14 protein-coding genes and 3 rRNA genes are annotated in these 23,911 nt (G+C 56.2%); 10 read left to right on the plus strand and 7 right to left on the minus strand.

Annotation, left to right across the window (positions count from 1 at the left end; all coding sequences use genetic code 11):
* Positions 1–30 precede the first annotated feature (30 nt).
* Together purD and purH are read right to left on the minus strand one after the other, a co-directional pair.
* On the minus strand, positions 31–1,323 hold the full coding sequence (gene purD / locus HB664_RS04465) for a phosphoribosylamine--glycine ligase (protein WP_048976110.1): 1,293 nt from the start codon (positions 1,321–1,323) through the stop codon (positions 31–33).
* Positions 1,324–1,338: 15 nt separating this feature from the next.
* Positions 1,339–2,928 carry a bifunctional phosphoribosylaminoimidazolecarboxamide formyltransferase/IMP cyclohydrolase gene (purH, locus tag HB664_RS04470; protein WP_061716167.1) on the minus strand — a complete coding sequence of 530 codons (1,590 nt, stop codon included), beginning with the start codon at positions 2,926–2,928 and terminating at the stop codon, positions 1,339–1,341.
* Positions 2,929–3,488: 560 nt separating this feature from the next.
* Here purH and HB664_RS04475 point away from each other — a divergent pair.
* From HB664_RS04475 to aceK, 7 genes are all read left to right on the plus strand, one after another.
* Positions 3,489–5,028: ribosomal RNA gene (locus HB664_RS04475) — 16S ribosomal RNA — on the plus strand.
* Between the two features lie 199 nt (positions 5,029–5,227).
* Positions 5,228–8,126: ribosomal RNA gene (locus HB664_RS04480) — 23S ribosomal RNA — on the plus strand.
* A gap of 71 nt (positions 8,127–8,197) precedes the next feature.
* Positions 8,198–8,313, plus strand: a 5S ribosomal RNA gene (gene rrf, locus HB664_RS04485).
* Together the 16S, 23S and 5S rRNA genes form the textbook arrangement of a ribosomal RNA operon.
* 179 nt (positions 8,314–8,492) lie before the next feature.
* Positions 8,493–9,422, plus strand: coding sequence for a homoserine O-succinyltransferase (metA, locus tag HB664_RS04490; protein WP_024906663.1), 930 nt, complete (start codon positions 8,493–8,495; stop codon positions 9,420–9,422).
* Between the two features lie 270 nt (positions 9,423–9,692).
* Complete coding sequence (gene aceB, locus HB664_RS04495; protein ID WP_219940405.1) at positions 9,693–11,294, plus strand: malate synthase A; 1,602 nt, start codon at positions 9,693–9,695, stop codon at positions 11,292–11,294.
* Positions 11,295–11,325: 31 nt separating this feature from the next.
* The gene (gene aceA / locus HB664_RS04500) at positions 11,326–12,630 is read left to right on the plus strand and encodes an isocitrate lyase (protein ID WP_024906665.1); all 1,305 of its coding nucleotides are present in this window, start codon (positions 11,326–11,328) and stop codon (positions 12,628–12,630) included.
* Positions 12,631–12,681: 51 nt separating this feature from the next.
* Positions 12,682–14,421: a bifunctional isocitrate dehydrogenase kinase/phosphatase gene (gene aceK, locus HB664_RS04505; protein WP_219940406.1), complete on the plus strand. Its 1,740-nt coding sequence runs from the start codon at positions 12,682–12,684 to the stop codon at positions 14,419–14,421.
* Positions 14,422–14,489: 68 nt separating this feature from the next.
* Here the strand turns inward: aceK and iclR are convergent, their stop codons facing one another.
* Positions 14,490–15,320 (minus strand): glyoxylate bypass operon transcriptional repressor IclR, encoded by an 831-nt coding sequence (gene iclR / locus HB664_RS04510; RefSeq protein ID WP_045888359.1) that lies wholly within the window; start codon positions 15,318–15,320, stop codon positions 14,490–14,492.
* A 193-nt stretch (positions 15,321–15,513) separates the two neighbouring features.
* Here iclR and metH point away from each other — a divergent pair, with 193 nt between their 5' ends.
* Positions 15,514–19,197, plus strand: coding sequence for a methionine synthase (metH, locus tag HB664_RS04515; protein WP_219940407.1), 3,684 nt, complete (start codon positions 15,514–15,516; stop codon positions 19,195–19,197).
* 116 nt (positions 19,198–19,313) lie between these two features.
* On the plus strand, positions 19,314–20,945 hold the full coding sequence (locus HB664_RS04520; protein ID WP_219940408.1) for a Na/Pi cotransporter family protein: 1,632 nt from the start codon (positions 19,314–19,316) through the stop codon (positions 20,943–20,945).
* On the opposite strand, the gene HB664_RS04525 is transcribed toward HB664_RS04520, so the two are convergent.
* Together HB664_RS04525 and HB664_RS04530 are read right to left on the minus strand one after the other, a co-directional pair.
* Complete coding sequence (locus tag HB664_RS04525) at positions 20,942–21,229, minus strand: addiction module antidote protein (protein WP_033144375.1); 288 nt, start codon at positions 21,227–21,229, stop codon at positions 20,942–20,944. The genes HB664_RS04520 and HB664_RS04525 overlap by 4 nt on opposite strands.
* Before the next feature lie 2 nt (positions 21,230–21,231).
* The gene (locus HB664_RS04530) at positions 21,232–21,534 is read right to left on the minus strand and encodes a type II toxin-antitoxin system RelE/ParE family toxin (protein WP_033144376.1); all 303 of its coding nucleotides are present in this window, start codon (positions 21,532–21,534) and stop codon (positions 21,232–21,234) included.
* A gap of 197 nt (positions 21,535–21,731) precedes the next feature.
* Between HB664_RS04530 and rluF the strand changes: the two genes are divergently transcribed.
* Positions 21,732–22,604 (plus strand): 23S rRNA pseudouridine(2604) synthase RluF, encoded by an 873-nt coding sequence (rluF, locus tag HB664_RS04535; RefSeq protein ID WP_023309993.1) that lies wholly within the window; start codon positions 21,732–21,734, stop codon positions 22,602–22,604.
* On the opposite strand, the gene HB664_RS04540 is transcribed toward rluF, so the two are convergent.
* Together HB664_RS04540 and panS are read right to left on the minus strand one after the other, a co-directional pair.
* Complete coding sequence (locus tag HB664_RS04540) at positions 22,605–22,877, minus strand: DUF3811 domain-containing protein (RefSeq protein WP_023309994.1); 273 nt, start codon at positions 22,875–22,877, stop codon at positions 22,605–22,607.
* Between the two features lie 50 nt (positions 22,878–22,927).
* Positions 22,928–23,872, minus strand: a complete 945-nt coding sequence (panS, locus tag HB664_RS04545) for a ketopantoate/pantoate/pantothenate transporter PanS (RefSeq protein WP_219940409.1) — start codon at positions 23,870–23,872, stop codon at positions 22,928–22,930.
* Between the last annotated feature and the right edge of the window lie 39 nt (positions 23,873–23,911).

Raw genomic sequence — 23,911 nt, forward strand, 5'->3', positions numbered from 1 at the left:
TCCCTTGAGGGAGAGGGTTAGGGTGTGAAATTACTCGCCCTGCTCGCGCGCAATCGCACGATAACCGATATCCTGACGGCTAAAGCTGCCGTTCCAGTGAATATCCGCCATCAGCGCATAGGCGCGTTTCTGCGCTTCTGCCACGGTATGGCCCAGCGCGGTTGCACACAGCACGCGTCCGCCGTTGGTGAGGACGCGATCGTCGTCAGCCAGCTTCGTACCCGCATGGAACACCTTCGCACCTTCAATCTCTTCCAGCGGCAGGCCGTGGATTTCATCCCCGGTGTTGTAGTTGCCCGGATAACCACCCGCCGCAATCACCACGCCCAGAGACGCACGCTCGTCCCACTCTGAGGTTTTCTCGTCGAGCTTGCCTTCGCAGGCTGCCAGACACAGTTCCACCAGATCGGATTTCATGCGCAGCATGATGGGCTGCGTTTCCGGATCGCCAAAGCGGCAGTTGAATTCGATGACCTTAGGGTTACCCTGTTTGTCGATCATCAGACCTGCATAGAGGAAACCGGTGTAGGTGTTGCCTTCCGCCGCCATCCCTTTCACGGTTGGCCAGATGACGCGATCCATGGTGCGCTGGTGTACTTCATCAGTCACTACCGGAGCAGGGGAGTAAGCGCCCATTCCGCCAGTATTCGGGCCGGAATCGCCATTGCCCACGCGTTTGTGATCCTGGCTGGTGGCCATCGGCAGCACGTGCTCGCCGTCGACCATCACGATAAAGCTGGCCTCTTCACCGTCGAGGAACTCTTCGATCACGATGCGGTGGCCCGCGTCGCCAAAGGCGTTACCCGCCAGCATATCCTGAACCGCGGCTTCCGCTTCTTCGAGCGTCATCGCCACGATCACGCCTTTACCGGCGGCCAGACCGTCGGCCTTGATGACAATCGGCGCGCCTTTTTCACGCAGGTAGGCCAGGGCTGGCTCCACTTCGGTGAAGTTCTGATATTCCGCCGTCGGGATGTTGTGTCGCGCGAGGAAATCTTTGGTGAAGGCTTTGGAGCCTTCCAGCTGCGCGGCGCCTTCCGTTGGCCCGAAGATTGTCAGACCCGCCGCGCGGAACGCATCGACGACGCCAATCACCAGCGGTGCTTCCGGGCCCACAATCGTCAGATCGATTTTCTCGCTCTGGGCAAAGCTCAGCAGCGCCGGGATATCGGTCACGCCAATAGCCACGTTCTGCAGCGCGGGTTCCAGCGCGGTACCGGCGTTGCCCGGTGCTACGAAGACTGTTTTCACCAGCGGAGACTGCGCCGCTTTCCACGCCAGAGCGTGCTCGCGTCCGCCGTTACCAATCACTAATACTTTCATTTTCTGCTCCGGGAATTAATGGCGGAAGTGGCGCATGTCGGTGAAGATCATTGCAATGCCGTGTTCGTCGGCAGCGGCAATCACTTCGTCGTCGCGGATTGAGCCGCCAGGCTGGATCACACAGGTGATGCCCACTGCAGCAGCCGCGTCGATACCGTCACGGAACGGGAAGAAGGCGTCTGAAGCCATGGCGGAGCCTTTTACTTCCAGACCTTCATCGCCTGCTTTAATGCCCGCGATTTTCGCGGAGTAAACGCGGCTCATCTGGCCTGCGCCTATCCCGATAGTCATGTTCTCTTTGGCATAGACGATGGCGTTGGATTTGACGAACTTCGCGACCTTCCAGCAGAACAGCGCGTCACGCAGTTCCTGTTCGGTAGGCTGGCGTTTGGTTACCACGCGCAGGTCGGCTTCTGTCACCATACCCAAATCGCGGTCCTGAACCAGCAGGCCGCCGTTCACGCGCTTGAAGTCCAGGCCCGGCACGCGTTCTGCCCACTGGCCGCAAACCAGCACGCGCACGTTCTGTTTTGCCGCGGTGATTTTCAGCGCCTCTTCGGATGCGGATGGCGCGATGATCACTTCAACGAACTGGCGGGAGATGATGGCCTGTGCGGTTTCAGCATCAAGCTCGCGGTTGAAGGCGATAATGCCGCCGAACGCGGAGGTCGGGTCGGTTTTGTAGGCGCGATCGTAGGCGTCCAGAATAGAGGTGCTCACGGCAACGCCGCATGGGTTCGCGTGCTTAACGATAACGCAGGCCGGCTCGCTGAACTCTTTCACGCATTCCAGCGCGGCATCGGTGTCGGCAATGTTGTTATAGGAGAGCGCTTTGCCCTGAACCTGCTGAGCGGTCGCAACAGAGGCTTCTTTTACCTCTTCTTCTATATAGAAGGCAGCCTGCTGGTGGCTGTTCTCACCGTAACGCATATCCTGCTTCTTAATGAAATTCAGATTCAGGGTGCGCGGGAAGCGGCCAGAAGGATCTTTGCTTTCACCGTGGTAAGCAGGCACCAGGCTACCGAAGTAGTTGGCGATCATGCTGTCGTACGCCGCGGTGTGCTCGAAGGCTTTGATGGCGAGGTCGAAACGCGTTTCCAGAGTCAGTGACCCTTCGTTGGCATCCATCTCATTAATAATGGTTTCGTAATCGCTGCTCTTTACGACAATGGCCACATCTTTATGGTTCTTGGCCGCGGAGCGCACCATGGTTGGGCCGCCGATATCAATATTCTCTACGGCATCTTCCAGAGAACAGCCTTCGCGGGCTACGGTTTGGGCAAACGGGTAGAGGTTAACGACAACCATGTCGATTGGGGCGATGTCATGCTGTTCCATAATAGCGTCGTCCTGACCACGACGGCCAAGAATTCCGCCGTGCACTTTCGGGTGCAGAGTTTTGACGCGTCCATCCATCATTTCCGGGAAACCGGTGTAATCGGACACTTCGGTTACCGGCAGACCTTTATCTGCTAACAGGCGAGCGGTACCGCCTGTAGAAAGCAGCTCCACACCGCGTGCGGAAAGTGCCTGAGCGAATTCGACGATACCGGCTTTATCAGAAACACTGAGCAGAGCGCGGCGGACTGGACGACGTTGTTGCATGGTAAATCCCCTGGATTTCACGATTACAGAGAGCGTTAGATGAATTTTCCTGCGAAAAACTCATCTAACACACCTGACGGGGCATCCTTATTAAGCGCGAGCATTTTAACGAAAACGTTTGCGCAACGCTCGCACATTTTCACTTTTTCGTATCATTGTGGATAAGTCTGTGTGTAAAAAGGTATAAGGCGGGGTTTTGCTGTGGAATGCAGCAGTCAGTCATTTTTCTGTCATTTAGCGGTTGCGGCCTGCTGAGAACTCCCTATAATGCGCCTCCATCGACACGGCGGATGTGAATCACTTCACAGACAACGCGGTCGGTTGAAGAGAAAAATTCTGAAATAACGGGTTGACTCTGAAAGAGGAAAGCGTAATATACGCCACCTCGCAACGGTGAGCGAAAGCCGCGTTGCAACTGCTCTTTAACAATTTATCAGACAATCTGTGTGGGCACTCAAAGTGACATGGATTCTTAACGTCGCAAGACGAAAAATGAATACCAAGTCTCTGAGTGAACATACGTAATTCATTACGAAGTTTAATTCACGAGCATCAAACTTAAATTGAAGAGTTTGATCATGGCTCAGATTGAACGCTGGCGGCAGGCCTAACACATGCAAGTCGAGCGGCAGCGGAAAGTAGCTTGCTACTTTGCCGGCGAGCGGCGGACGGGTGAGTAATGTCTGGGAAACTGCCTGATGGAGGGGGATAACTACTGGAAACGGTAGCTAATACCGCATAACGTCGCAAGACCAAAGAGGGGGACCTTCGGGCCTCTTGCCATCAGATGTGCCCAGATGGGATTAGCTAGTAGGTGGGGTAATGGCTCACCTAGGCGACGATCCCTAGCTGGTCTGAGAGGATGACCAGCCACACTGGAACTGAGACACGGTCCAGACTCCTACGGGAGGCAGCAGTGGGAATATTGCACAATGGGCGCAAGCCTGATGCAGCCATGCCGCGTGTATGAAGAAGGCCTTCGGGTTGTAAAGTACTTTCAGCGGGGAGGAAGGCGATAAGGTTAATAACCTTGTCGATTGACGTTACCCGCAGAAGAAGCACCGGCTAACTCCGTGCCAGCAGCCGCGGTAATACGGAGGGTGCAAGCGTTAATCGGAATTACTGGGCGTAAAGCGCACGCAGGCGGTCTGTCAAGTCGGATGTGAAATCCCCGGGCTCAACCTGGGAACTGCATTCGAAACTGGCAGGCTAGAGTCTTGTAGAGGGGGGTAGAATTCCAGGTGTAGCGGTGAAATGCGTAGAGATCTGGAGGAATACCGGTGGCGAAGGCGGCCCCTGGACAAAGACTGACGCTCAGGTGCGAAAGCGTGGGGAGCAAACAGGATTAGATACCCTGGTAGTCCACGCCGTAAACGATGTCGACTTGGAGGTTGTGCCCTTGAGGCGTGGCTTCCGGAGCTAACGCGTTAAGTCGACCGCCTGGGGAGTACGGCCGCAAGGTTAAAACTCAAATGAATTGACGGGGGCCCGCACAAGCGGTGGAGCATGTGGTTTAATTCGATGCAACGCGAAGAACCTTACCTACTCTTGACATCCAGAGAACTTTCCAGAGATGGATTGGTGCCTTCGGGAACTCTGAGACAGGTGCTGCATGGCTGTCGTCAGCTCGTGTTGTGAAATGTTGGGTTAAGTCCCGCAACGAGCGCAACCCTTATCCTTTGTTGCCAGCGGTTCGGCCGGGAACTCAAAGGAGACTGCCAGTGATAAACTGGAGGAAGGTGGGGATGACGTCAAGTCATCATGGCCCTTACGAGTAGGGCTACACACGTGCTACAATGGCGCATACAAAGAGAAGCGACCTCGCGAGAGCAAGCGGACCTCATAAAGTGCGTCGTAGTCCGGATTGGAGTCTGCAACTCGACTCCATGAAGTCGGAATCGCTAGTAATCGTAGATCAGAATGCTACGGTGAATACGTTCCCGGGCCTTGTACACACCGCCCGTCACACCATGGGAGTGGGTTGCAAAAGAAGTAGGTAGCTTAACCTTCGGGAGGGCGCTTACCACTTTGTGATTCATGACTGGGGTGAAGTCGTAACAAGGTAACCGTAGGGGAACCTGCGGTTGGATCACCTCCTTACCTTAAAGAACCTGCCTTTGTAGTGCTCACACAGATTGTCTGATGAATGATGAACTTCTGAATGTACTTTTGAGTGCATTAAGAAGTTTTGCTCTTTAAAAATCTGGATCAAGCTGAAAATTGAAACGACACATCTTTAATGGTGTGTTCGAGTCTCTCAAATTTTCGCAATCAGAAGTGAAACATCTTCGGGTTGTGAGGTTAAGCGACTAAGCGTACACGGTGGATGCCCTGGCAGTCAGAGGCGATGAAGGACGTGCTAATCTGCGAAAAGCGCCGGCGAGGTGATATGAACCTTTGACCCGGCGATGTCCGAATGGGGAAACCCAGTGTGATTCGTCACACTATCGTTAACTGAATACATAGGTTAACGAGGCGAACCGGGGGAACTGAAACATCTAAGTACCCCGAGGAAAAGAAATCAACCGAGATTCCCCAGTAGCGGCGAGCGAACGGGGAGCAGCCCAGAGTCTGAATCAGCTTGTGTGTTAGTGGAAGCGTCTGGAAAGTCGCACGGTACAGGGTGACAGTCCCGTACACGAAAGCACACAGGCTGTGAACTCGAAGAGTAGGGCGGGACACGTGGTATCCTGTCTGAATATGGGGGACCATCCTCCAAGGCTAAATACTCCTGACTGACCGATAGTGAACCAGTACCGTGAGGGAAAGGCGAAAAGAACCCCGGCGAGGGGAGTGAAAAAGAACCTGAAACCGTGTACGTACAAGCAGTGGGAGCACCCTTGTGGTGTGACTGCGTACCTTTTGTATAATGGGTCAGCGACTTATATTCTGTAGCAAGGTTAACCGTATAGGGGAGCCGAAGGGAAACCGAGTCTTAACTGGGCGTTAAGTTGCAGGGTATAGACCCGAAACCCGGTGATCTAGCCATGGGCAGGTTGAAGGTTGGGTAACACTAACTGGAGGACCGAACCGACTAATGTTGAAAAATTAGCGGATGACTTGTGGCTGGGGGTGAAAGGCCAATCAAACCGGGAGATAGCTGGTTCTCCCCGAAAGCTATTTAGGTAGCGCCTCGTGAACTCATCTTCGGGGTAGAGCACTGTTTCGGCTAGGGGCCATCCCGGCTTACCAACCCGATGCAAACTACGAATACCGAAGAATGTTATCACGGGAGACACACGGCGGGTGCTAACGTCCGTCGTGAAGAGGGAAACAACCCAGACCGCCAGCTAAGGTCCCAAAGTCATGGTTAAGTGGGAAACGATGTGGGAAGGCACAGACAGCCAGGATGTTGGCTTAGAAGCAGCCATCATTTAAAGAAAGCGTAATAGCTCACTGGTCGAGTCGGCCTGCGCGGAAGATGTAACGGGGCTAAACCATGCACCGAAGCTGCGGCAGCGACGCTTAGGCGTTGTTGGGTAGGGGAGCGTTCTGTAAGCCGTTGAAGGTGTGCTGTGAGGCATGCTGGAGGTATCAGAAGTGCGAATGCTGACATAAGTAACGATAAAGCGGGTGAAAAGCCCGCTCGCCGGAAGACCAAGGGTTCCTGTCCAACGTTAATCGGGGCAGGGTGAGTCGACCCCTAAGGCGAGGCCGAAAGGCGTAGTCGATGGGAAACAGGTTAATATTCCTGTACTTGGTGTTACTGCGAAGGGGGACGGAGAAGGCTATGTTAGCCGGGCGACGGTTGTCCCGGTTTAAGCATGTAGGCGGAGGTTCCAGGTAAATCCGGTACCTTTTAACGCTGAGGTGTGATGACGAGGCACTACGGTGCTGAAGTAACAAATGCCCTGCTTCCAGGAAAAGCCTCTAAGCATCAGGTAACATCAAATCGTACCCCAAACCGACACAGGTGGTCAGGTAGAGAATACCAAGGCGCTTGAGAGAACTCGGGTGAAGGAACTAGGCAAAATGGTGCCGTAACTTCGGGAGAAGGCACGCTGATATGTAGGTGAAGCCCCTGCGGGTGGAGCTGAAATCAGTCGAAGATACCAGCTGGCTGCAACTGTTTATTAAAAACACAGCACTGTGCAAACACGAAAGTGGACGTATACGGTGTGACGCCTGCCCGGTGCCGGAAGGTTAATTGATGGGGTTAGCGGCAACGCGAAGCTCTTGATCGAAGCCCCGGTAAACGGCGGCCGTAACTATAACGGTCCTAAGGTAGCGAAATTCCTTGTCGGGTAAGTTCCGACCTGCACGAATGGCGTAATGATGGCCAGGCTGTCTCCACCCGAGACTCAGTGAAATTGAACTCGCTGTGAAGATGCAGTGTACCCGCGGCAAGACGGAAAGACCCCGTGAACCTTTACTATAGCTTGACACTGAACACTGGTCCTTGATGTGTAGGATAGGTGGGAGGCTTTGAAGCGTGGACGCCAGTCTGCGTGGAGCCATCCTTGAAATACCACCCTTTAATGGCTGGTGTTCTAACGTAGACCCGTGATCCGGGTTGCGGACAGTGTCTGGTGGGTAGTTTGACTGGGGCGGTCTCCTCCCAAAGAGTAACGGAGGAGCACGAAGGTTAGCTAATCCTGGTCGGACATCAGGAGGTTAGTGCAATGGCATAAGCTAGCTTGACTGCGAGAGTGACGGCTCGAGCAGGTGCGAAAGCAGGTCATAGTGATCCGGTGGTTCTGAATGGAAGGGCCATCGCTCAACGGATAAAAGGTACTCCGGGGATAACAGGCTGATACCGCCAAGAGTTCATATCGACGGCGGTGTTTGGCACCTCGATGTCGGCTCATCACATCCTGGGGCTGAAGTAGGTCCCAAGGGTATGGCTGTTCGCCATTTAAAGTGGTACGCGAGCTGGGTTTAGAACGTCGTGAGACAGTTCGGTCCCTATCTGCCGTGGGCGCTGGAGAATTGAGGGGGGCTGCTCCTAGTACGAGAGGACCGGAGTGGACGCATCACTGGTGTTCGGGTTGTCATGCCAATGGCACTGCCCGGTAGCTAAATGCGGAAAAGATAAGTGCTGAAAGCATCTAAGCACGAAACTTGCCCCGAGATGAGTTCTCCCTGACTCCCTGAGAGTCCTGAAGGAACGTTGAAGACTACGACGTTGATAGGTCGGGTGTGTAAGCGCAGCGATGCGTTGAGCTAACCGATACTAATGAACCGTGAGGCTTAACCTTACAACGCCGAAGCTGTTTCGGCGGATGAGACAGACACGATTTTCAGCTCTGATACAGATTAACAGAATTTGCCTGGCGGCTTTAGCGCGGTGGTCCCACCTGACCCCATGCCGAACTCAGAAGTGAAACGCCGTAGCGCCGATGGTAGTGTGGGGTCTCCCCATGTGAGAGTAGGGAACTGCCAGGCATCAATTAGAAGAACCCCGTACCGTAAGGTGCGGGGTTTTTTGCTTTTGTTTTTCCCTCTCCCCCTTCTTGAAACTTTCTCACCTTCTTCTTGCAGACTCGACATTATGCCCGTTTCTGGGTATCGTTAGCTATCTGGATGTCTAAACGTTTATACGTATGCTGTGAGGATATTAAGTTATGCCGATTCGGGTGCAGGACGAGCTACCAGCCGTCAATTTCTTGCGTGAAGAAAACGTCTTCGTCATGACGGCTTCGCGTGCGACAGGTCAGGAAATTCGCCCGCTGAAGGTGCTTATTCTCAATCTGATGCCAAAAAAGATCGAAACAGAAAACCAGTTCCTGCGTCTTCTGTCGAACTCTCCGCTGCAGGTGGATATCCAGCTGCTGCGAATCGATGCCCGTGAATCACGTAACACGCCATCTGAGCATCTGAACAACTTCTACTGTAACTTCGATGACATTCAGGGGGAAAACTTTGACGGACTGATCGTGACCGGCGCGCCGCTCGGTCTGGTTGAATTTAACGATGTCGCCTACTGGCCGCAGATCAAACAGGTTCTGGAGTGGGCAAAAGATCACGTTACCTCCACATTGTTTGTCTGTTGGGCGGTACAAGCCGCACTGAATATTCTTTATGGCATCCCCAAGCAAACCCGCACTGAAAAGCTCTCTGGCGTATACGAACACCACATTCTTCATCCACATGCGTTGCTGACGCGCGGTTTCGATGACTCTTTCCTGGCCCCGCATTCTCGCTACGCCGATTTCCCGGCCCAGCTGATTCGTGATTACACCGATCTGGAGATCCTGGCCGAAACGGAAGATGGAGATGCTTATCTGTTTGCCAGCAAGGATAAACGCATTGCTTTTGTGACCGGACATCCTGAGTACGATCCGCATACCCTCGCATCAGAGTATTTCCGTGATGTCGAAGCGGGTCTTAATCCGGATGTACCGTACAACTATTTCCCGAAAGACGATCCGCAAAACAAACCGAGAGCAACCTGGCGCAGCCACGGAAATTTGCTTTTCACTAACTGGCTCAACTATTACGTCTACCAGATAACGCCATACGATCTGCGTCACATGAATCCGACGCTGGAGTAATCTTCTGCACTAAACGATCCTAAAGCGTTTCAGCTATTCAAATCAGGCACCTTCGGGTGCCTTTTTTATTTCCGAAATGTCGCCCACCCTCCAGTTAAACTTTAATTTCAATAAAATCAGACAATTAAATTCAATATTAAATTAAAATGGAAATTGTTTTTGATTTTAGAAAAAATATAGATAGTCTTAATTCTGCTGAGCGAAAACTACCCAACGATCTTTCGTTCGCATCGGGGGCGTGATTTTGGATCTTTGATGAGGAGCAGAGTAATGACTCAACAGGCAACGACGGTCGATGAACTGGCCTTTACCCAGCCGTATGGTGATCAAGAACAGCAAGTTTTGACGGCGGAAGCGGTAGAATTTCTCACTGAACTGGTGACCCGCTTTACGCCGCAGCGTAATAAGCTGCTGGCGGCACGCATTCATCAGCAGCAGGAAATTGACGATGGCAAGTTGCCTGGCTTCATTTCGGAAACCGCTTCCATTCGTCGCGGCGAATGGAAAATCCGCGGCATCCCTGAAGATTTACAGGATCGTCGCGTTGAGATCACCGGCCCGGTAGAGCGTAAAATGGTGATCAACGCCATGAACGCCAACGTTAAAGTCTTCATGGCCGATTTTGAAGACTCTCTGGCGCCGGACTGGCGTAAGGTCATCGAGGGGCAGATCAACCTGCGCGACGCCGTGAACGGTACCATCAGCTATACCAACGAAGCCGGCAAAATTTACCAGCTCAAACCGAACCCGGCGGTGCTGATCTGTCGCGTACGCGGCCTGCACCTGCCTGAAAAACATGTCACCTGGCGTGGGGAAGCCATTCCGGGCAGCCTGTTTGATTTCGCACTCTATTTCTTCCACAACTACAAGAACCTGCTGGCAAAAGGCAGCGGCCCTTATTTCTATCTGCCAAAAACGCAGGCCTGGCAAGAAGCGGCCTGGTGGAGCGAGGTCTTCAGCTATGCGGAAGATCGTTTCAACCTGCCGCGCGGCACCATCAAAGCCACGCTGCTGATTGAAACGCTGCCTGCCGTGTTCCAGATGAATGAAATTCTGCACGCCCTGCGCGACCACATTGTCGGCCTGAACTGCGGGCGCTGGGACTATATTTTCAGCTACATCAAAACCCTGAAAAACTATCCCGACCGCGTGTTGCCGGATCGCCAGGTCGTGACCATGGATAAACCGTTCCTGAGCGCTTACTCGCGCCTGCTGATCAAAACCTGCCACAAGCGCGGTGCCTTTGCGATGGGCGGCATGGCGGCATTTATCCCGAGCAAAGACGCAGAGCGCAACAATCAGGTGCTCAACAAGGTTAAAGCCGACAAAGAGCTTGAAGCCCGTAACGGTCACGACGGCACGTGGATTGCCCATCCTGGCCTTGCCGATACGGCGATGGAGGTCTTTAACCGCGTTCTCGGCGACAACAAAAACCAGCTGTTTGTCACGCGTGAAGACGATGCCCCAACGGCTGAAGAACAGCTGCTGGCTCCGTGTGCGGGCGAGCGTACGGAAGAGGGCATGCGTGCCAATATCCGCGTCGCGGTCCAGTACATCGAAGCGTGGATCTCCGGCAACGGCTGCGTACCTATCTACGGCCTGATGGAAGATGCCGCGACGGCGGAGATTTCACGTACCTCCATCTGGCAGTGGATCCACCATCAAAAAACGCTCAGCAACGGTAAACCGGTGACCAAGACCCTGTTCCGCCAGATGCTGGCCGAAGAGATGCGGGTGATCCAGGACGAGCTGGGCGAGCACCGCTTCAGCAGCGGACGTTTTGACGACGCCGCGCGCCTGATGGAGCAAATCACCACATCAGATGACTTAATCGACTTCCTGACCCTGCCGGGCTACCGCTTCCTGGCGTAACTCACCACATAACAATATGGAGCATCTGCACATGAAAACCCGTACCCAACAAATCGAAGAGTTGAAGAAAGAGTGGACACAGCCTCGCTGGGAAGGCATCCGCCGTCCTTACAGCGCGGAGGAAGTGGTGAAATTACGCGGCTCGGTCAATCCGGAATGCACGCTGGCACAGAACGGTGCGGCGAAAATGTGGAAGCTGCTGCACGGTGGCTCTAAAAAGGGCTACATCAACAGCCTCGGCGCGCTGACCGGCGGTCAGGCGCTGCAGCAGGCGAAGGCCGGTATTGAAGCTATCTATCTCTCCGGCTGGCAGGTTGCGGCGGACGCTAACCTGGCGTCCAGCATGTACCCGGATCAGTCGCTCTATCCGGCTAACTCCGTGCCGTCGGTGGTGGATCGGATCAACAATACCTTCCGCCGTGCGGATCAGATCCAGTGGGCTGCCGGTATCGAACCTGGCGATCCGCGCTTTATTGACTACTTCCTGCCGATCGTCGCGGATGCGGAAGCGGGCTTCGGCGGTGTGCTGAACGCCTTCGAGCTGATGAAATCGATGATTGAGGCCGGTGCAGCGGCCGTTCACTTCGAAGACCAGCTGGCGTCAGTGAAAAAATGCGGACACATGGGCGGTAAGGTGCTGGTTCCTACACAGGAAGCCGTACAGAAGCTGGTTGCCGCGCGTCTGGCTGCTGACGTGCTCGGCGTGCCGACGCTGGTGATTGCCCGTACTGATGCCGATGCGGCGGACCTGATCACCTCTGACTGTGACCCGTACGACAGCGAGTTCATCACCGGCGAGCGTACCAGCGAAGGCTTCTACCGCACCCATGCCGGCATTGAACAGGCGATCAGCCGCGGCCTGGCGTACGCGCCTTATGCAGACCTGGTCTGGTGTGAAACCTCCACGCCGGATCTGGCGCTGGCAAAACGCTTTGCTGACGCCATCCACGCGAAGTATCCGGGCAAACTGCTGGCCTATAATTGCTCGCCGTCCTTCAACTGGCAGAAAAAGCTGGATGACAAAACCATCGCCAGCTTCCAGCAGCAGCTGTCCGACATGGGCTACAAATACCAGTTCATTACCCTGGCCGGTATCCACAGCATGTGGTTCAACATGTTCGACCTGGCGCACGCCTATGCGCAGGGTGAGGGCATGAAGCACTACGTTGAGAAGGTGCAGCAGCCGGAGTTTGCGGCGGGCAAAGACGGTTACACCTTCGTGTCTCACCAGCAGGAGGTGGGGACCGGCTACTTTGACAATGTGACCACGATAATTCAGGGCGGCACCTCCTCCGTCACCGCCTTAACGGGTTCAACGGAAGAAGCACAGTTCTAATCTTTTCCCCCTCTCCCCTCTCGGGGAGAGGGCTGGGGTGAGGGGGAATATATGTCGCGTGGCCTGGAATTGCTGATTGCCCAAACTATTTTGCAGGGCTTCGATGCCCAGTATGGTCGTTTTCTTGAAGTGACATCCGGCGCGCAGCAGCGCTTCGAACATGCAGACTGGCATGCGGTTCAGCAGGCCATGAAGCAGCGTATCCATCTCTATGACCACCACGTGGGTCTGGTGGTGGAGCAGCTGCGCTGTATTACCGACGGTAAAAGCCCGGACGCGGAATTTTTACTGCGCGTGAAAGAGCACTACACCCATTTGTTACCCGATTACCCGCGCTTCGAGATTGCGGAGAGCTTTTTCAACTCCGTCTATTGTCGGTTATTTGACCACCGCTCACTATCTCCTGAGCGGTTATTTATCTTCAGCTCCCAGCCCGAGCGACGCTTTCGAACCATTCCCCGTCCGCTGGCGAAAGATTTCTTTCCCGATCGCGGATGGGAAAAGCTCCTGCACCGCGTGCTAACGGATCTGCCGCTGCGCCTGCCCTGGGAGAATAAAACCCGGGATATCGGCTATGTCCACGCCCATCTCAACGAAACCTTCGGCGCGGAGGTGCTCAGCCACAGCCATTTGCAGGTTGCCAACGAGCTTTTCTACCGCAATAAAGCCGCCTGGCTGGTGGGCAAACTGGTTACGCCGACCGCCATTGTGCCGTTTCTGCTGCCCATTCACCGTACCGACGACGGGGAACTGTTTGTCGATACCTGCCTGACTACCAGCGCCGAGGCCAGCATCGTGTTTGGCTTCGCTCGCTCCTATTTCATGGTGTACGCCCCGCTGCCTGCCGCGCTGGTGGAGTGGCTGCGCGAAATCCTGCCGGGCAAAACCACCGCCGAGCTGTATATGGCGATTGGCTGCCAGAAGCACGCCAAAACGGAAAGCTACCGGGAGTACCTGCGCTATGTCACCGCGGCCGATGAGCAGTTTATCGAAGCGCCCGGCATTCGCGGTATGGTGATGCTGGTCTTTACGCTGCCGGGTTTCGACCGGGTCTTTAAGGTGATTAAAGACAGATTCGCACCGCAGAAAGAGATGACCGCCGCGCACGTTCGCGCCTGCTATCAGCTGGTTAAAGAGCACGACCGCGTCGGGCGCATGGCGGATACCCAGGAGTTCGAAAACTTTGTGCTGGATAAACAGCAGATCGACCCGGCGCTCATGGCGCTGTTAATGCAGGAAGCGCCCGCGAAAATCACCGATCTGGGTGATAAAATCGTGATTAGCCATCTCTACATCGAACGCCGTATGGTGCCGCTGAATATCTGGCTGGAGCAGTCCGAAGGTCAGGCGCTGCGGGATGCCATTGAAGAATACGGCAACGCGATTCGCCAGCTTGCCGCCGCCAATATTTTCCCGGGCGACATGCTGTTTAAAAACTTCGGCGTCACCCGTCACGGGCGCGTGGTGTTCTACGATTACGACGAAATTTGCTACATGACCGAAGTGAATTTCCGCGATATACCACAGCCCCGCTACCCGGAAGATGAGCTTTCCGGTGAGCCGTGGTACAGCGTCTCACCGGGCGATGTGTTTCCGGAGGAGTTTCGCCACTGGCTGTGTGCCGACCCGCGCATCGGGCCGTTATTTGAAGAGATGCATGAGGATCTGTTCCGCGCCAGCTACTGGCGCGGGCTGCAAACGCGGATCAAAAAAGGGCATGTCGAAGATGTGTACGCTTACCGCCGCAAGCAGAGGTTTTGCATTAGGTTTGCACCCTCTCTAGCAGGGTGAGGGCATCAGATTTTCTCCCTCTCCCTGTGGGAGAGGGCCGGGGTGAGGGCATCAGGCCGCACTCAATCTCAACGAATCCCACCGTACGCCAGCGTCACCTCTTTCGCCGCCTTAATCACCAGCGCGCCCAGCTCGGTCACGCGGTCATCGGTCATCCGCGAAATCGGCCCGGAGATGGAGATGGCGGCAAACGGCTCGCGGTGCTCGTCAAAAATACAGGCCGCAAGGCAGCGCAGGCCCAGAGCATGTTCTTCATCATCAAACGAATAGCCGCGCTTGCGGGTCAGGGCCAGATCTTCTTTCAGATGCACGGGCGACACCAGCGTGGCGTGGGTATAGGCGTGCAGCCCTTTACGGTGCAGCAGTCCCGTCACCTGCTCTTCGCTCAGCTGCGAAAGAAACGCTTTCCCCGCCCCGGAGGCATGCATCGGCAGCTTGCCGCCAATCGGTGCGGACATGCGCATCAGCTGCGTGCACTGCACCTGGTCGATGATAATCGCCTGATGATCGCTCTGGTCCAGCACCGCCAGGTTTACGGTCTCGCCGGACTCCTCCATCAGCTTGCGCAGAATCGGGTGCACAATCGCCAGCAGGTTGCGGCTCTGCAGGAAGCTGCTGCCGACGATAAACGCATGCGCGCCCACCGCCCAGTGCCCCAGCTCGCCGACCTGGCGGACAAAGCCCAGCTGCTGCATGGTGGTCAGCAGGCGGTGCGTCGTGGAGTTCGGCAGGCCAGCCTGCTGGGCCAGCTCCGTCAGGGCCACGCTGCTGTGCGACTCGGCTATCCACTCCAGCAGCTTCAAACCGCGCGTGAGCGATTGAACCTGTCCGCCCTGTTGTGCGGCGGCGGTGGTGGCAGCAGGTTTTCTGCCGCGTTTAGCGGGAACGGTCGCGACCATGACGATCTCCTTTTTCTGTATCGTGGAAATCATTTTCGTTTTATTTGGTGAATTTGCAACCGTTATCCTGACTGATCGGAGGAGTGATGGTGAACATGTCTCATGTTACCGCTGTGCGGCTTTTCCACCCTGCGAGATTGTGCCAGTATGGAACGCAGCCTTTTGGCCTTGTTGAGCGTTGTCGGGAGCAAGTGTGAGCAGCAAAGTAGAGCAACTGCGTGCGCAGTTAAATGAACGAATTCTGGTGCTGGACGGCGGCATGGGCACCATGATCCAGGGGTATCGTCTGAGTGAAGATGATTTCCGCGGCGAACGCTTTGCCGACTGGCCCTGCGACCTGAAAGGGAACAACGACCTGCTGGTGCTCAGCAAGCCGTCCGTCATTAAGGATATCCACAACGCCTACTTCGAAGCGGGTGCGGATATCGTTGAAACCAACACATTCAACTCGACAACCATCGCCATGGCGGATTACCAGATGGAATCCCTGTCGGCGGAAATCAACCTGGAAGCCGCGAAGCTGGCGCGCGCCTGCGCCGACGAGTGGACGGCCCGCACGCCGGATAAGCCTCGCTACGTTGCCGGGGTGCTTGGCCCGACGAACCGCACCGCGTCGATTTCACCGGACGTCAACGACCCGGCGTTTCGTAATATCACCTTCGATCAGCTGGTCGCGGCCTACCGTGAATCGACCAAAGCGCTGGTGGAAGGCGGTTCCGATCTGATTCTGATTGAAACCGTATTCGACACCCTCAACGCCAAAGCCGCGATTTACGCGGTGAAAGAGGAGTTTGAGGCGCTGGGCGTTGACCTGCCGATCATGATTTCCGGCACCATCACCGACGCCTCCGGCCGCACCCTGTCCGGCCAGACAACCGAAGCGTTTTATAACTCCCTGCGCCACGCCGAAGCGCTCTCCTTTGGCCTGAACTGCGCGCTGGGGCCGGATGAACTGCGCCAGTACGTGCAGGAGCTTTCCCGTATCGCGGAATGCTATGTCACCGCCCACCCGAACGCCGGTCTGCCAAACGCGTTTGGTGAATACGATCTCGATGCCGACACCATGGCGGCGCAAATCCGCGAGTGGGCCGAGTCTGGCTTCCTGAACATCGTCGGCGGCTGCTGCGGCACCACGCCGGAGCACATCGCGGCTATGAGCAACGCCGTAGCCGGTCTGCCGCCGCGCAAGCTGCCCGAGCTTCCGGTTGCCTGTCGTCTGTCCGGCCTGGAGCCGTTGACCATCGGCGACGACAGCCTGTTTGTGAACGTGGGTGAGCGTACTAACGTCACCGGTTCCGCAAAGTTCAAACGCCTGATTAAAGAAGAGAAGTACAGCGAAGCGCTGGACGTTGCCCGCCAGCAGGTAGAAAGCGGCGCGCAGATTATCGATATCAACATGGATGAGGGGATGCTCGACGCCGAAGCGGCGATGGTGCGTTTCCTCAACCTGATTGCCGGTGAGCCGGACATTGCCCGCGTGCCGATCATGATCGACTCCTCCAAGTGGGAAGTCATCGAAAAAGGGCTGAAGTGCATCCAGGGTAAAGGCATCGTTAACTCCATCTCGATGAAAGAGGGTGTCGATATCTTTATCCACCACGCGAAGATGGTCCGCCGCTACGGTGCCGCCGTGGTGGTGATGGCCTTTGACGAAGTGGGCCAGGCCGATACCCGCGAGCGCAAAATTGAGATATGCCGCCGCGCGTACAAGATTTTGACCGAAGAGGTGGGCTTCCCGCCGGAAGACATTATCTTTGACCCAAATATCTTCGCCGTCGCTACCGGGATTGAAGAGCACAACAACTACGCCCAGGACTTTATCGGCGCATGTGAAGACATCAAGCGCGAGCTGCCGCATGCGCTGATCTCCGGCGGCGTGTCGAACGTGTCGTTCTCGTTCCGCGGCAACGACCCGGTGCGCGAAGCGATCCACGCCGTGTTCCTCTACTACGCCATCCGCAACGGCATGGACATGGGGATCGTTAACGCCGGCCAGCTGGCGATTTACGACGACCTTCCCGCCGAGCTGCGCGACGCCGTCGAGGACGTGATCCTTAACCGCCGCGACGCCGCCACCGAGCGCATGCTGGACCTGGCGGAGAAATACCGCGGCAGCAAATCGGATGAGGCGGCAAACGTTCAGCAGGCCGAGTGGCGTTCGTGGGACGTGAAAAAGCGCCTGGAATACTCGCTGGTCAAAGGCATCACCGAATTTATCGAGCTCGATACCGAAGAGGCGCGCCAGCAGGCAGCCCGCCCGATTGAGGTGATCGAAGGTCCCCTGATGGACGGCATGAACGTGGTCGGCGATCTGTTCGGTGAGGGCAAAATGTTCCTGCCGCAGGTGGTGAAATCCGCCCGCGTGATGAAGCAGGCAGTGGCCTATCTGGAGCCCTACATCGAAGCCAGCAAAGAGAAAGGCTCCAGCAACGGCAAGATGGTTATCGCCACCGTGAAGGGCGACGTGCACGACATCGGCAAGAACATCGTTGGCGTAGTGCTGCAGTGTAATAACTACGAGATTATCGACCTCGGCGTGATGGTCCCGGCGGACAAAATCCTCAAGACCGCGCGCGAAGTGAACGCCGACCTGATTGGCCTCTCCGGGCTGATTACGCCGTCGCTGGACGAAATGGTCAACGTGGCAAAAGAGATGGAGCGACAGGGCTTCACCATTCCGCTATTGATTGGCGGGGCGACCACCTCAAAAGCGCATACGGCGGTGAAAATCGAGCAGAACTACAGCGGCCCGACGGTCTACGTGCAGAACGCCTCGCGCACCGTGGGCGTGGTCTCCGCGCTGCTCTCCGACACCCAGCGCGACGATTTTGTGGCGCGCACCCGCAAAGAGTACGAAACCGTTCGCATCCAGCACGGCCGTAAGAAGCCGCGCACCCCGCCTGTTTCGCTTCAGGCGGCGCGCGACAACGATCTGGCCTTCGACTGGTCCAGCTACACGCCGCCGGTCGCACACCGTCTGGGCGTGCAGGACGTGACGGCCAGCATCGAGACGCTGCGCAACTACATCGACTGGACGCCGTTCTTTATGACCTGGTCGCTGGCGGGCAAATATCCGCGCATCCTGGAAGACGAGGTGGTTGGCGAGGAGGCGAAGCGCCTGTTTAAAGATGCCAACGATATGCTCGACACGCTGAGCGCAGAGAAAAGCCTCAACCCGCGCGGCGTGGTGGGCCTGTTCCCGGCGAACCGCGTGGGCGACGACATCGAAATCTATCGCGATGAAACCCGCACCCACGTGCTGGCGGTCAGCCGTCATCTGCGCCAGCAAACCGAGAAAGTGGGCTTTGCCAACTACTGCCTGGCCGATTTTGTCGCGCCGAAGCTGAGTGGTAAAGCCGACTATATCGGCGCCTTTGCGGTAACCGGCGGTCTGGAGGAAGACGCGCTGGCGGACGCGTTCGAAGCGCAGCACGATGATTACAATAAAATCATGGTGAAAGCGATTGCCGACCGCCTGGCGGAAGCCTTCGCCGAGTACCTCCACGAGCGCGTGCGTAAGGTGCACTGGGGCTACGCGGCGAATGAAAACCTCAGCAATGAGGATCTGATCCGCGAAAATTACCAGGGCATTCGCCCGGCGCCGGGCTATCCGGCCTGTCCGGAGCACACCGAAAAAGGCACCATCTGGAAGCTGCTGGACGTGGAAGCCCATACCGGCATGAAGCTCACCGAGTCGTTCGCCATGTGGCCAGGCGCGTCCGTTTCCGGCTGGTACTTCAGCCATCCGGACAGCAAGTACTTTGCCGTGGCGCAGCTGCAGCGGGATCAGATTGAAGATTACGCCCTGCGCAAAGGCATGAGCGTGTCTGAAGTGGAGCGCTGGCTGGCGCCTAATCTCGGCTACGACGCCGACTAAAATCACTTTTCCTTACAACAAACAGGGCGCTCATTGGGCGCCCTGTCTCTTTCTTACGTTTAAACCCTTATACTGAACCTATGGAAAACGAATAACGATAAGGAGGAAAACCTTCCGTGCTGACCCTGTTACACCTGCTCTCGGCAGTCGCCCTGCTCGTATGGGGCACCCATATCGTCCGTACCGGCGTGATGCGCGTATTTGGCGCGCGCTTACGTACCGTTCTCAGCAGCAGCGTTGAGAAGAAGCCGCTCGCCTTCTGCGCGGGCATTGGCGTAACGGCACTGGTGCAGAGCAGTAACGCCACGACACTGCTTGTGACCTCCTTTGTGGCGCAGGATCTGGTGGCGCTGGCCCCGGCGCTGGTGATTGTGCTGGGTGCGGATGTAGGTACCGCGCTGATGGCGCGTATCCTGACCTTCGATCTCTCCTGGCTGTCGCCGCTGCTGATTTTTCTCGGCGTCATCTTCTTCCTCGGCCGCAAACAGACGCGCGCCGGGCAGCTCGGGCGCGTAGGAATTGGCCTCGGGCTGATCCTGCTGGCGCTGGAGCTGATTGTGCAGGCGGTCACGCCAATCACCGAGGCCAATGGCGTTCAGGTCATCTTCGCCTCCCTGACCGGGGACATCATGCTGGACGCGCTCATTGGCGCGGTGTTTGCTATCGTCAGCTACTCCAGCCTGGCGGCGGTCCTGCTGACGGCCACGCTTACCGCCGCAGGGGCGATCTCTTTCCCGGTAGCGCTGTGTCTGGTGATCGGGGCCAACCTCGGCTCCGGCCTGCTGGCGATGCTTAACAACAGCGCGGCCAATGCCGCCGCCCGCCGCGTGGCGCTGGGCAGCCTGCTGTTTAAGCTGGTGGGCAGCCTGATTATCCTGCCCTTTATCCACCCGCTGGCGAACCTGATGGACAATCTCCCGCTGCCGAAGGCGGAGCTGGTGATCTACTTCCACGTGTTCTACAACCTGGTGCGCTGCCTGGCGATGGTGCCTTTTGCCGGGCCGATGGCCCGCTTCTGCGAGCGTCTCATTCAGGACGAACCGGAGCTGGATGCGCGCCTGAAGCCGAAGCACCTGGATACGTCCGCTCTGGATACCCCGGCGCTGGCGCTGGCGAATGCCGCGCGCGAGACGCTGCGCATGGGCGACGCAATGGAAACCATGCTCGAAGGCCTGCAAAAGGTGATGCACGGCGAGCCGCGTGAAGAGAAAGAACTGCGCAGACTGGCGGACGATATCAACGTGCTCTATACCGCTATCAAGCTTTACCTGGCGCGTATGCCGCAGGACGAGCTGGCGGAAGAGGAGTCCCGCCGCTGGGCGGAAATCATCGAGATGTCGCTTAACCTTGAGCAGGCCTCGGATATCGTTGAGCGTATGGGCAGCGAGATCGCCGACAAATCCCTTGCCGCGCGTCGTGCGTTTTCAGGTGAAGGCCTGAAGGAGCTGGAAGCGCTGCACGAACAGCTGGTCAGCAACCTCAAGCTGGCGATGCTGGTCTTCTTCTCCAGCGACGTGCCGAGCGCGCGCCGCCTGCGCCGCAACAAGCATCGTTTCCGCATTCTGAACCGCCGCTATTCGCACGCCCACGTTGAGCGTCTGCACCAGCAGAACGTGCAGAGTATCGAGACCAGCTCCCTGCATCTGGGGCTGCTGGGGGATATGAAGCGTCTCAACTCGTTGTTCTGCGCGGTGGCGTACAGCGTGATGGAACAGCCGGATGAAGACGACGAGCGGGGTGAGTATTAATCTCCAGCGTGTTTGATTGTTAGCCCAAGACCCAATGCTTTCATGACCGCCAGAGTGGTTTTAAGCGTTGGGTTTCCTTTATCACTGAACGATCGATACAGTTGCTCTCGTGATAGGCCAGTTTGCTGTGAAATGGTCGACATTCCTTTCGCTCGCGCGATGACGCCCAGAGCTTTAGCAATATACGCTGAATCGCCCGTTTCTAAGGCATCAGCCATAAACACGGCGATTTCCTCGTCATCCACCAGCGCATTGGCTGGATCGTAGGGTGTTAATTTATGCATGCTCATTCACTCCTGCCATTGGGATTGCTCAGCATTTTTGCCATAAGTATGTCTCTGGCCTGGCTGCTTTTGTCACCACCACACAACAGCACGATGATGCAATTGCCCTGGTCTTTAAAATAGATTCTGTAGCCCGGACCATAGTGGATCCTCAGCTCACTTATACCTTCGCCCACGGGTTTAATGTCGCCCGCTAAACCATTTGCCAACCGAAAGAGGCGGGAAGCGATAATGGTTTTCGCTCGCCGATCTTTTAAGTTTTGCTCCCAGCGTTGGAAGGATTCTGTCTGAACGATCTCCTTCATATTACTCCATGTGATTTATAAACTACAAATAATTGTCTCTGGAGAGTAAAGCTAAAAGGAGTTAGCTCAAGGATAAATGGCCTGACGCTAAATCCTGAAAGCGTCTCGCAAAATAAAAAACCCGTCTCAGTAACCGTCGGCTAATCTTTTTTTCCAGCCCATACCTAAGGTATATTTCGCCCTTCACAGGAGAAACTATGCTGCCAACTCAATCAACCCGATTAAACAAATACATTAGCGAGAGCGGGATCTGCTCACGTCGCGAGGCTGACCGTTACATTGAACAGGGTAACGTGTTTCTTAACGGCAAACGCGCCACCATCGGCGACCAGGTGGTCCCTGGCGATGTGGTTAAAGTGAATGGTCAGGTCATCGAACCGCGTGATGCTGAAGACCTGGTGTTTATCGCGTTGAACAAACCGGTTGGTATTGTCAGCACCACGGAAGACGGTGAGCGGGACAACATCGTTGATTTCGTGAACCACAGCAGCCGTATCTTCCCGATTGGCCGTCTGGATAAAGACTCTCAGGGGCTGATTTTCCTCACCAACCACGGCGATCTGGTCAACAAAATTCTGCGTGCCGGTAACGATCACGAGAAAGAGTACATTGTGACGGTAAATAAGCCGGTTACGGACGAATTTATTCGTGGCATGGGCGCGGGCGTGCCGATCCTCGGTACCGTCACGAAAAAGTGTAAGGTGAAGAAAGAAGCGCCGTTCGCGTTCCGCATTACGCTGGTGCAGGGCTTAAACCGCCAGATCCGCCGTATGTGCGAGCACTTCGGTTATGAAGTGACGAAGCTGGAACGCACGCGCATCATGAACGTCAGCCTGTCCGGCATCCCGCTGGGCGAATGGCGCGATTTAACGGATGACGAGCTGATTGAACTCTTCAAGCTTATCGAGAATTCCTCGTCCGAAGCGAAGCCGAAGGCCAAAGCCAAACCGAAAACCCAGGCGATTAAGCGCCCGGTGGTGAAGGCGCCTCAGGCGGAAGATAAGGGGCGAGGCAAGCCGGGTAATGGAAAACGCTTTACCCAGCCGGGGCGCAAAAAGAAAGGGCGCTGATTAGCGCCTTCCACGGGTAGACGTTGTGGCGGACCAGGAAAAGGTCGCCTCTGCATCGGGTTTATAAGCCTGCTCTTTTTTCAGCTTGCGGGCTTTTTTCGCCGCGGCGTCACGCTGCGCCATCAGCTTATCGATGTACTCTTTTTTCACCTGATTGGTTTCGGCGTTCGTCAGCGTGCGGCCATGTGCGATTCGGGCGCGGTCGAGAAGCGTTTTCAGTTCGCGCTGCTCGGCTTCCGTCATGTCTTTCTGGGTCAAACGTGGTGTAGCCATTGCTGAAGCCTCCTGATAGAGAGGCTTCAGTGTAAAGCAAGCCGCGCAAATTAACCCTGCTTCACCGCATCTTTTTTCGTTTGTTCATCAATCGGTTTGCCGGACCAGTAGCCCGCCAGCAGCGAGCCGGAGAGGTTATGCCAGACGGAGAACAGCGCGCCGGGCAGGGCCGCCAGCGGGGAGAAGTAAATTTTACCGAGCGCCGCCGCCAGGCCTGAGTTCTGCATGCCTACCTCGATTGCCAGCGTGCGGCAGGTCGATTCGTCAAAACCGAACAGCTTCCCGCCCCAGTAGCCGCCCAGCAGGCCAATAGTGTTATGCAGCACCACGGCGATAATCACGATAAAGCCCACGGAGGCAATGTGCGATGCGGAACCCGCCACCACGGCGCTGATGATCGCCAGAATGCAGACCATCGAAAACGCGGGCAGGTAGGGCTCAACGGCCTTCACAACGCGCGGGAAAAGATGGTGAATGACCAGCCCCAGCGCAATCGGGATCACCACAATCTGCAGAATACTGAGCAGCATGCCCGTCACGTCCACCTGAATATGCGCGTCCACGTACAGGCGAGTTAACAGCGGCGTGGCAACGACGCCAACCAGCGTCGAAACGGACGAGATCGTGACGGAGAGCGCCACGTCGCCTTTCGCCAGGTAGATCATGACGTTGGACGCCGTGCCGCTGGCCACGCTGCCTACCAGCACCATCCCGGCGGAGAGATTGGGCGGCATCTTAAAGGCCATCGCCAGCAGCCACGCCGCAAGCGGCATCACCAGGTAGTGCAGGAAGATCCCTGCCGCGACGGGCGCAGGGCGAGACAGCACGCGTTTAAAGTCGTCGACTTTCAGATGCACGCCCATACCGAACATGATCAGCATCAGCAGCGTGGCGACCCACGGACCAATGCCCGTGAACGTGGCGGGGGTGTAATACGCGAGTACGGAGAGCAGCAGCGCCCATAACGGGAACAGCCGCGTAACGGCGGATAACATAGTGGATTCCTTGCAGTATTGTCGTGTTGTTTAGTTATG

The organism is Enterobacter sp. DNB-S2 (genome assembly GCF_019443845.1).
Lineage (GTDB): Bacteria > Pseudomonadota > Gammaproteobacteria > Enterobacterales > Enterobacteriaceae > Enterobacter > Enterobacter asburiae_B.

Coding starts and splice junctions, on each gene's coding strand:
- panS (WP_219940409.1), bottom strand. CDS start 23,872: ATGTTATCCGCCGTTACGCGGCTGTTCCCGTTATGGGCGCTGCTGCTC.
- HB664_RS04540 (WP_023309994.1), bottom strand. CDS start 22,877: ATGGCTACACCACGTTTGACCCAGAAAGACATGACGGAAGCCGAGCAG.
- metA (WP_024906663.1), top strand. CDS start 8,493: ATGCCGATTCGGGTGCAGGACGAGCTACCAGCCGTCAATTTCTTGCGT.
- HB664_RS04525 (WP_033144375.1), bottom strand. CDS start 21,229: ATGCATAAATTAACACCCTACGATCCAGCCAATGCGCTGGTGGATGAC.
- HB664_RS04530 (WP_033144376.1), bottom strand. CDS start 21,534: ATGAAGGAGATCGTTCAGACAGAATCCTTCCAACGCTGGGAGCAAAAC.
- rluF (WP_023309993.1), top strand. CDS start 21,732: ATGCTGCCAACTCAATCAACCCGATTAAACAAATACATTAGCGAGAGC.
- aceK (WP_219940406.1), top strand. CDS start 12,682: ATGTCGCGTGGCCTGGAATTGCTGATTGCCCAAACTATTTTGCAGGGC.
- purD (WP_048976110.1), bottom strand. CDS start 1,323: ATGAAAGTATTAGTGATTGGTAACGGCGGACGCGAGCACGCTCTGGCG.
- aceA (WP_024906665.1), top strand. CDS start 11,326: ATGAAAACCCGTACCCAACAAATCGAAGAGTTGAAGAAAGAGTGGACA.
- aceB (WP_219940405.1), top strand. CDS start 9,693: ATGACTCAACAGGCAACGACGGTCGATGAACTGGCCTTTACCCAGCCG.
- purH (WP_061716167.1), bottom strand. CDS start 2,928: ATGCAACAACGTCGTCCAGTCCGCCGCGCTCTGCTCAGTGTTTCTGAT.
- iclR (WP_045888359.1), bottom strand. CDS start 15,320: ATGGTCGCGACCGTTCCCGCTAAACGCGGCAGAAAACCTGCTGCCACC.